This is a genomic window from Methylomonas koyamae (genome assembly GCF_001644025.1).
GTDB lineage: Bacteria > Pseudomonadota > Gammaproteobacteria > Methylococcales > Methylomonadaceae > Methylomonas > Methylomonas koyamae_A.
Genome location: NZ_LUUK01000021.1, coordinates 22,806 through 29,856, shown reverse-complemented (window position 1 = coordinate 29,856; position 7,051 = coordinate 22,806). Strand labels below are relative to the sequence as shown.

Sequence of the window (7,051 nt, the reverse complement as noted above, 5' to 3'; positions counted from 1 at the left end):
CGGTCGCCGCGACCCGTCAGGCTGTCAATTGCAACACCAATTTGGGGATTATTTTGCTATGCGCGCCGGTTTTGCAGGCCGCGGCCGGCTTGGCGGCCGGCGACTCGTTGCGCGCCGCGCTGTCTCGAGTATTAGAAAACACCACGAAATCCGACGCGGAGTGGGTGTTTCGGGCTATCGAGCTGGCTGCGCCGGGCGGATTGGGGACATCGGATGCCCACGATGTTCGCGACGCGCCGAATGTGACCCTGTTGGAAGCAATGGACTACGCCGCCGAGCGCGATTTAATCGCCGCGCAATACGTTAATCGGTTTAAAGACGTTTTTGATTTTTCGGTTTTACGATATAATCGTGCTTTCGTTTTGTCTGGCGATTTCGGCTGGTCGGCGTTGGCGGTGTATGCTGCGATATTGGCCCGGTTTCCCGATAGTCATGTCGAGCGAAAGTATGGACAGCAATACACAGAGTGGATTAAGGGGGAAATGGTCGAGCTCGAAAGAGCTTTGCAGGCAGCCTTCGCGCCTGACAAGTTGATGCCGGTTCTATATGAATTGGATAAAACTTTCAAGGCAAAAAAAATCAACCCAGGCACGACCGCGGACCTGACGGTCGCAACCGTGCTCGTGGTGCTTCTGGAACAATTGGTTAGCGGTACAAGCGGCTAACCGTTGATAGACGGACCTAGACCGAAACGACAATTTAAGGACATAACAGTGTCTATTTTTTGGTTCAATCTTATCTTAAGGGGATAAATTTAAAATGGCTAAAATCAATAACTTACGCGTTGGTGAATCTTTGGTTGGCGAAGGCAACGAAATTGCCCACATCGACTTGATCATCGGCCCACGCGGTTCCGCGGCTGAAACTGCTTTTGCAAACGCTCTGACCAACAACAAAGACGGTTTCTCTACTCTGTTGGCGGTTGTCGCTCCTAACCTGATGGTTAAACCAGCGACCATCTTGTTCAACAAAGTGACCATCAAAGGTTCTAAACAAGCCGTTCAAATGTTCGGACCTGCTCAACGCGCTGTTGCAATGGCTGTTGCCGACTCTGTTGAAGACGGTACTATCCCTGCTGACGAAGCTGATGACTTGTTCATTTCTGTTGGCGTATTCATCCACTGGTTGGCTGAAGACGACGCAAAAATCGAAGAATTCAACTACAAAGCGACTAAAGAAGCGATTGAGCGCGCTGTTGCCGGCACTCCGACTGCAAAAGAAGTCGTCGCTGCCAAATCTGGTGCAAAACACCCATTTGCTGCTAACAACGTTTAAGTTTAAGACGCGAAGGTTGTTAAAAATACCCCGGCTTGCCGGGGTATTTTTTTGTCTAAAGGTTTTCCAGGTCCTTGCCGGTGAGCGCACCGTTATGTAAGGCGCTGGCTACCAATGCGGCGCGCACGCCGATTTCGGCCAGCCGGCGCAAATCGTCGCGGTTACGCACGCCGCCGGCGGCCACGAAGCACCGGTTCGGATGGCGGATCTGCAATTCGCTTAACAAAGCGCAGTCGGGACCGCCATGACCGCCGACCTTATCCAAGGTCATCGCTATGACGGTTTCCGGCCAGTAGTTCGTAAACCTCTGCCAGCCAGGGTCGCCCAGCGCGCGCTGGTGTTTGAAATCCAAGGATAGAATGGCCGAGCCGCCGGACAAATCGAAGGCTTGGCGTTGCGATTCGGTACCGACCACCGGCCGCAGATTTCCGCGAGACGGAATGGCGACGGCCGGGCCGCCGTCGTCGATCCAGAACGTCAGATCCGGGAAGGTTTCGGCTAGCTTTAGAATCTCGCGGCGGTGGCTGCCGCGAGCCTCGATGGCGTCTAGGTCCGCGATGTAAAAGGTCGTAAAGGCATGCAGATTTAGAAATGCCTCGACCACGGCGATCGGCTCGCTGGCTTCGCAGATCGACGATTGCGGATGTACAGGCCGATAGCGGCTACGGTCGCCGCCGGCAGCCAACACGACTTCGCCGTCCTTTAAATCGATTACCGGAATAACCTGCATTGCACCGACCATGAAAATTTTGGTGTTCGAATATATCACCGGCGGCGGTTTTGCCGGTCAGTCTTTGCCGGCCGGCTTGGAGGCCGAGGGCGGGCTGATGTTACAGACATTGCTTCAAGAATTGAAGGCCTTGCCCGGTATTGAGTTGACGGTGATGCTCGATAGCCGCTGCCAACGCCCCAATGTATTGACCGAAGCGGAGGTCGTGCGCGTTAACCATCCGGACATCCGCACCATTCTGCCCAAGCTGTTGAATGCCACGGATTGCTTTTGGCCGATCGCGCCGGAGACCGACGGCATTCTGCATACCCTCGCCGAGATCGCCGCCGCCAACCGGACTCCGACCCTGTTGTCCGATCCCGCCACGCTGGCGGTTTGCGCGGACAAGCTGGCTAGTTACCGAGTGTTTTGCACGCGAGGCTTACCGGCGGTGCCGACCCGAAGCCTCGTCGACGATTTCGCCGATTGGCGCGGACGCTTGGTGGTCAAGCCCGTCGATGGCGTTGGTTGCGAGGGCGCTCGGTTACTGACTGCCGAGCAATTTTCCGATTGGCGCAATCGCTGCTCCGATCCGATGCGTTATGTGGTCCAGCCCTATTGCGAAGGTCGGCCTTCCAGCTTGTCCGCGTTGTTTGCCGGCGGGCGAGCGTGGTTGCTGAGCGTCAATCGCCAACTGATCGAGGTGGTCGATGGCGGCTTCGCGTTGCGCGGTTGTCGGGTGAATGTCGCGGTTGCGTCGCGGTCCCTGTACCAGGGGTGGCTGGATCAATTGGCGGTCGGTTTGCCGGGTTTGTTCGGCTACGTTGGGGTGGATTGGCTGGAAACCGCCGACGGCGGCGGTCAATTGTTGGAAATCAATCCGCGTTTGACCAGTTCCTATGCCGGGGTCGGCCAAGCCATTGGCATCAACGTCGCCGAACAAGTGTTGCGTTGCCTCGACGGCGTGCCGGAAAGTTTTCAAACCGATAGCCAAACCGTCGATATTATTTTCAATCATTAAACGAATTCATGGCTCAACGTATCGCGGGATGGGACATTGGCGGCGCCCATGTCAAATTGGCGCTATTGGACGAACACGGCGGATTGAGCGGGGTCGAGCAACGGCCATGCCCGCTCTGGAAGGGCTGCGATTATCTGGCCGCAGTACTGGCCGAACTGGACCAGGCCTACGGTTTAGCCGATTATCGCCACGCGGTGACGATGACCGGCGAATTGGCGGACGGTTTCGCCAATCGCGAGCAAGGCGTGCGAGCCATCGTCGCCACGATCGGCCAGCGCTTTGGTTTCGACCGGATCGAGGTGTTTGCCGGACGGGCCGGCTTTATCGGCGGAGCGGACGTCGCGCCGGCCGATACGCTGGCCATTGCCTCTGCCAACTGGCTGGCCAGCGTATTTTGGCTGGCGGAGCAGTTGCCGGATGCCTTGTTCGTCGATATCGGCAGTACCACGACCGACCTGTTGCTGATTGAAAACGGTTGTCCGCGAATCGAAGGCTATACCGATTATCAGCGTTTGATTTCCGGCGAATTGCTCTATACCGGTGTCGTTCGTACCTCGGTGATGGCGCTTGCCGACACGGCCGAATTCAACGGGCGGCAACAAGGTCTGATGGCCGAGCACTTTGCGACAACCGCCGATATATACCGGGTAACCGGCGATTTGCAGGAGCACCACGATCAAACCGAGAGCGCCGACGGTGCCGAAAAAACGCCGCAAGCTAGCGCCAGGCGCTTATCCAGACTGACCGGCTACGAGTTTGTCGAAGCCGATTGGCCGCTGTGGCAGGCGTTCGCCGCCCGCTTGAAAGACGTGCAAAAGCAAAAGGTGACTCGCGCTTCGCTCGTGCAAATGCAACGTGCCACCCGACTGCCGGTTTGGGTTGGCGCCGGCGTCGGCCGGTTTTTGATCAGGGAGATTGCCGATGACTTGGGCTACGCGTACCGAGATTTTTCGGAGTTGCTGGCGAAGCCAAACGGCGAGTGTTCGCGCTTGGATGCCGCCGATTGCGCGCCGGCGGTCGCGGTGGCATTGTTAGCGGATCGGCGTCGGCATGCCGGACAACCTTAAAGTCGCGACCGTTTACAATTTCTGGGCGGCGCTGCACCTGTGGCCGATTGAGAAAATCAAAACGTAAGAATATGCTTACAAAAAGGATGGAAGTATTTCTAGGCTTAATCACTCGATTTATCAAGCCATCCGTTAAGGTATATCGACTAAACTACACGCGCAGCGAACGGATGGATTTTAAATCGCTGTAATTAAAAAATGACAAAAATGGGTTGGGGTAATGCTCTCGTTTCTTTGGAAAAATCGCGAATTGGAAGAACTCAAGCTGCAATTGGCCGATGCTAACCGGCAAATTCAACAGCAGACCGATGAGTTGGAGCAGTCGCGTCTTGCGTTACAGCAGGCGCACGCCGGCAACATGGCACTGCAAGCGGCGCACCAGCGCGATTTAGGCACTATTTCCCATTTGCAGAACTTCGGCCAGTCCTTGCTGAACATGCAGACCAGTTTGTTGACCTTGGCTAACCGCTTGCGCGACGAAAAAGACAATGCCATCGAAGCCCAGGGCATATCGATCACCAGTAGCGAGGCCATTAAGCGCATTTCCCACAACTTGGTCGAATTGGCCGACGGCTCCAGCCATGCCGCCGAGCAAGCCGGCTCGCTGGATCAAAGTTCGCGGGAAATCATCGGCGTGGTCAAATTAATTCGCGACATCGCCGATCAAACCAATTTATTGGCGCTGAATGCGTCGATCGAGTCCGCTCGGGCTGGCGAGCAAGGGCGCGGCTTCGCTGTGGTGGCGGACGAAGTGCGCACCCTGGCGCAACGTACCGCCGAAGCGACCAATAAAATATCGGCGCTGGCCGAATCCATCCGCAACGCCAGCGGTGGTACCCGCGAGCAAATGAGCCAATTGGCGGATCACGCCAGAAACTATAGCGAGGAAGGTCAGCGGGCGACCGGCACGATGCGCGAGCTATTGGACTTCTCGGTGACGATGGAAAAAGTGGTGGCGGCTTCGTCGCTGCGCAGTTTCTGCGAATTGGCCAAATTGGACCATTTGATTTACAAGTTCGAAGTTTACAAAGTGTTGTTCCGCTTGTCGTCGAAGACGATTCGGGACTTTGCCGAACATACCGAGTGCCGCTTGGGCAAGTGGTATTATCAGGGCGAAGGTCGGGCCTGCTTTTCCAAACTCCCAGGTTATTCGGAAATCGAGCAACCGCACATGACCGTGCATCAGGCGGCGCTGAAAGCCTTGACGGCTCATACCGCCGGCGACGATCAAACCATGCTGGCCTCGGTGGGACGGATGGAACAGGCCAGTTTGGATGTGTTGAGTAACCTGGAAAAGATCGCGCATAGCGCCGAGGTCGATGCCGGCGTGTTATGTAAAGCCCATTGAGCCGCCGCCGTAGATTCTCAAAATCCCAGTACGCTTCGTAAATACAGAAAGGCCAAGGTCAAATAAACCGCAAAGCTGACCGCCAGAAGCCAAGGCCGGCGATGAGGTTTGGCCCAAGCCGGCAAATGCGGCGGCAGCAGGCGGTGATTCAGCCAATACAGTAGCGGTGGAAACAGGATGGTGCCGGCGAAGCCTATCACGGCGCTGGTCAATATTAGCGGGCCGGGCGCGTCCAACTGCATCGTGAAGCAGGTAATCAGCGTTAGCAAACCCAGAAACAGATAGTACCAGCGCCGCGCCGGCCAGCGTTGCGCGGCCGGAAACAGCGTCAACACAATGTCGGCCTGAATGCGGCTGACCGCGTCGGCGGTCGCCAGCCAAGTGTCGGTCAAAAACGCCGCCGCCACCACCAGAAACAACAGTCTGCCGATTTCGCCCCAGCTGACCGCGAAGAACTGGCTTTGCACGACGGCCAGTTCGTATTCTTGGGGTAGCAAGCCCTTGGGGAACAGTAAGGCGTAAGCCAGCAGGCAGGTCATCAAGGTTGTCAGCAGGTTTCCGAGAATCCCGACCAAAATATCGGCACTTAGAAAACGCCGCCAGGTTTGCCAGCGCGCGGCGCTTTCGGGCTCGTCTCGCGGTAGAAAACCGTCGCTGAGTACCGCTTCCTCGCTGCCGCCCAAACCGGTAATCCGGCCGACCCAGCCGGCCATGCCGGCGCCTTTGTCGCGTAGCCAGTACGAATAAAACAAAATCCAGAAGCCGCCCAGGCCGGCAAAAGTGATCGCAGTCAATAATTTGCTGGCGTCGCCGGCTTCCCACGGCCGCGCCATCGCCGCCGTCGGTCCCAGCAAGCCGCGCGCGAATTCCGGCAGCGTGGCCGTCACATCGCTTTGCAAGCAGGCCGACAATAAACCGACTACGGTGACCACCGCGACCAGCTTCATGAAGCGTTCGATCAACGTGTAAACGACGCCGCTGGCCAGGATCGCCGCCAGAAACACTGCGATGGACAAATAGCCCCAAAACAGACTTTGCTCGCGTTGGCTCCAACCGGCCGGCCAATGGGTCAATTCGGCCATCGCGGTGCCGCCGGCCGACGCGAACGCGCCGAACCAAAAAAACGATACCGACATCAACAGCCACAGAAAGATGCCGAGCCGGCGGTTCAAACGAATGAAGCCGTGAAAGATGCTTTCGCCGGTCAGCAGGGTGTAGCGGCCTATCTCCAGATTTAACGGGTATTGCAACAAGCAAGCCGGTACCAGCAGCCAAAGAAAGGTCAAACCGTATTTGGCGATCATGTACGGCCACCAGATCAGCTCGCCGCTGCCTTGCGCCAGCGCCATCCAGACCACGCCGGGTCCCAACGCGGCCCACCAACCGGGAAAAGCCGGAATGGCGCGGCGAGGAAGAGCATCTAACGGAGTTTTGTTCATTGGACGGAATTGAGTGCTGTCAAAAGCCGGCCATTTCCGCAAATTCGCCGGAATTTGGCAAGTCCGGCTTGTCGCTAGCGCGGCATCGGCGGCTACAAAATCGCGATCGTTGGCGGCCCGATTCGGACCGGCCACGGTTTGAGCGGTCTCCAACGCAGGCGAAGTCACGTTCTCTGGAATATCCAAAGCTTG

General features: G+C 56.9%; 7 protein-coding genes. 5 read left to right on the top strand and 2 right to left on the bottom strand.

Annotated elements, in window-relative coordinates:
- Nucleotides 1-665 (top strand): triphosphoribosyl-dephospho-CoA synthase (locus A1355_RS02055; RefSeq protein ID WP_064024485.1); only part of this gene is annotated, 665 nt, incomplete at its 5' end.
- A gap of 94 nt (nucleotides 666-759) precedes the next feature.
- On the top strand, nucleotides 760-1,275 hold the full coding sequence (gene fae, locus A1355_RS02050) for a formaldehyde-activating enzyme (RefSeq protein WP_064024482.1): 516 nt from the start codon (nucleotides 760-762) through the stop codon (nucleotides 1,273-1,275).
- A 55-nt stretch (nucleotides 1,276-1,330) separates the two neighbouring features.
- Here fae and A1355_RS02045 read toward each other — a convergent pair whose 3' ends face one another.
- Entirely contained in the window at nucleotides 1,331-2,017 is a 687-nt protein-coding gene (locus A1355_RS02045; RefSeq protein ID WP_231883521.1) for a HisA/HisF-related TIM barrel protein, read from the bottom strand.
- Between A1355_RS02045 and A1355_RS02040 the strand changes: the two genes are divergently transcribed.
- The 3 genes from A1355_RS02040 (at nucleotide 2,016) to A1355_RS26370 (ending at nucleotide 5,420) form a co-directional block, all read left to right on the top strand.
- Complete coding sequence (locus A1355_RS02040; RefSeq protein WP_064024479.1) at nucleotides 2,016-3,005, top strand: ATP-grasp domain-containing protein; 990 nt, start codon at nucleotides 2,016-2,018, stop codon at nucleotides 3,003-3,005. The genes A1355_RS02045 and A1355_RS02040 overlap by 2 nt on opposite strands.
- A gap of 8 nt (nucleotides 3,006-3,013) precedes the next feature.
- Nucleotides 3,014-4,072, top strand: coding sequence for a hydantoinase/oxoprolinase family protein (locus A1355_RS02035; RefSeq protein ID WP_064024476.1), 1,059 nt, complete (start codon nucleotides 3,014-3,016; stop codon nucleotides 4,070-4,072).
- A 220-nt stretch (nucleotides 4,073-4,292) separates the two neighbouring features.
- Nucleotides 4,293-5,420 carry a methyl-accepting chemotaxis protein gene (locus A1355_RS26370; RefSeq protein ID WP_064024474.1) on the top strand — a complete coding sequence of 376 codons (1,128 nt, stop codon included), beginning with the start codon at nucleotides 4,293-4,295 and terminating at the stop codon, nucleotides 5,418-5,420.
- A gap of 17 nt (nucleotides 5,421-5,437) precedes the next feature.
- On the opposite strand, the gene A1355_RS02025 is transcribed toward A1355_RS26370, so the two are convergent.
- Complete coding sequence (locus A1355_RS02025; RefSeq protein WP_197471688.1) at nucleotides 5,438-6,859, bottom strand: Nramp family divalent metal transporter; 1,422 nt, start codon at nucleotides 6,857-6,859, stop codon at nucleotides 5,438-5,440.
- Nucleotides 6,860-7,051 lie beyond the last annotated feature (192 nt).

Coding starts and splice junctions, on each gene's coding strand:
- fae (WP_064024482.1), top strand. CDS start 760: ATGGCTAAAATCAATAACTTACGCGTTGGTGAATCTTTGGTTGGCGAA.
- A1355_RS02040 (WP_064024479.1), top strand. CDS start 2,016: ATGAAAATTTTGGTGTTCGAATATATCACCGGCGGCGGTTTTGCCGGT.
- A1355_RS02045 (WP_231883521.1), bottom strand. CDS start 2,017: ATGGTCGGTGCAATGCAGGTTATTCCGGTAATCGATTTAAAGGACGGC.
- A1355_RS02035 (WP_064024476.1), top strand. CDS start 3,014: ATGGCTCAACGTATCGCGGGATGGGACATTGGCGGCGCCCATGTCAAA.
- A1355_RS26370 (WP_064024474.1), top strand. CDS start 4,293: ATGCTCTCGTTTCTTTGGAAAAATCGCGAATTGGAAGAACTCAAGCTG.
- A1355_RS02025 (WP_197471688.1), bottom strand. CDS start 6,859: ATGAACAAAACTCCGTTAGATGCTCTTCCTCGCCGCGCCATTCCGGCT.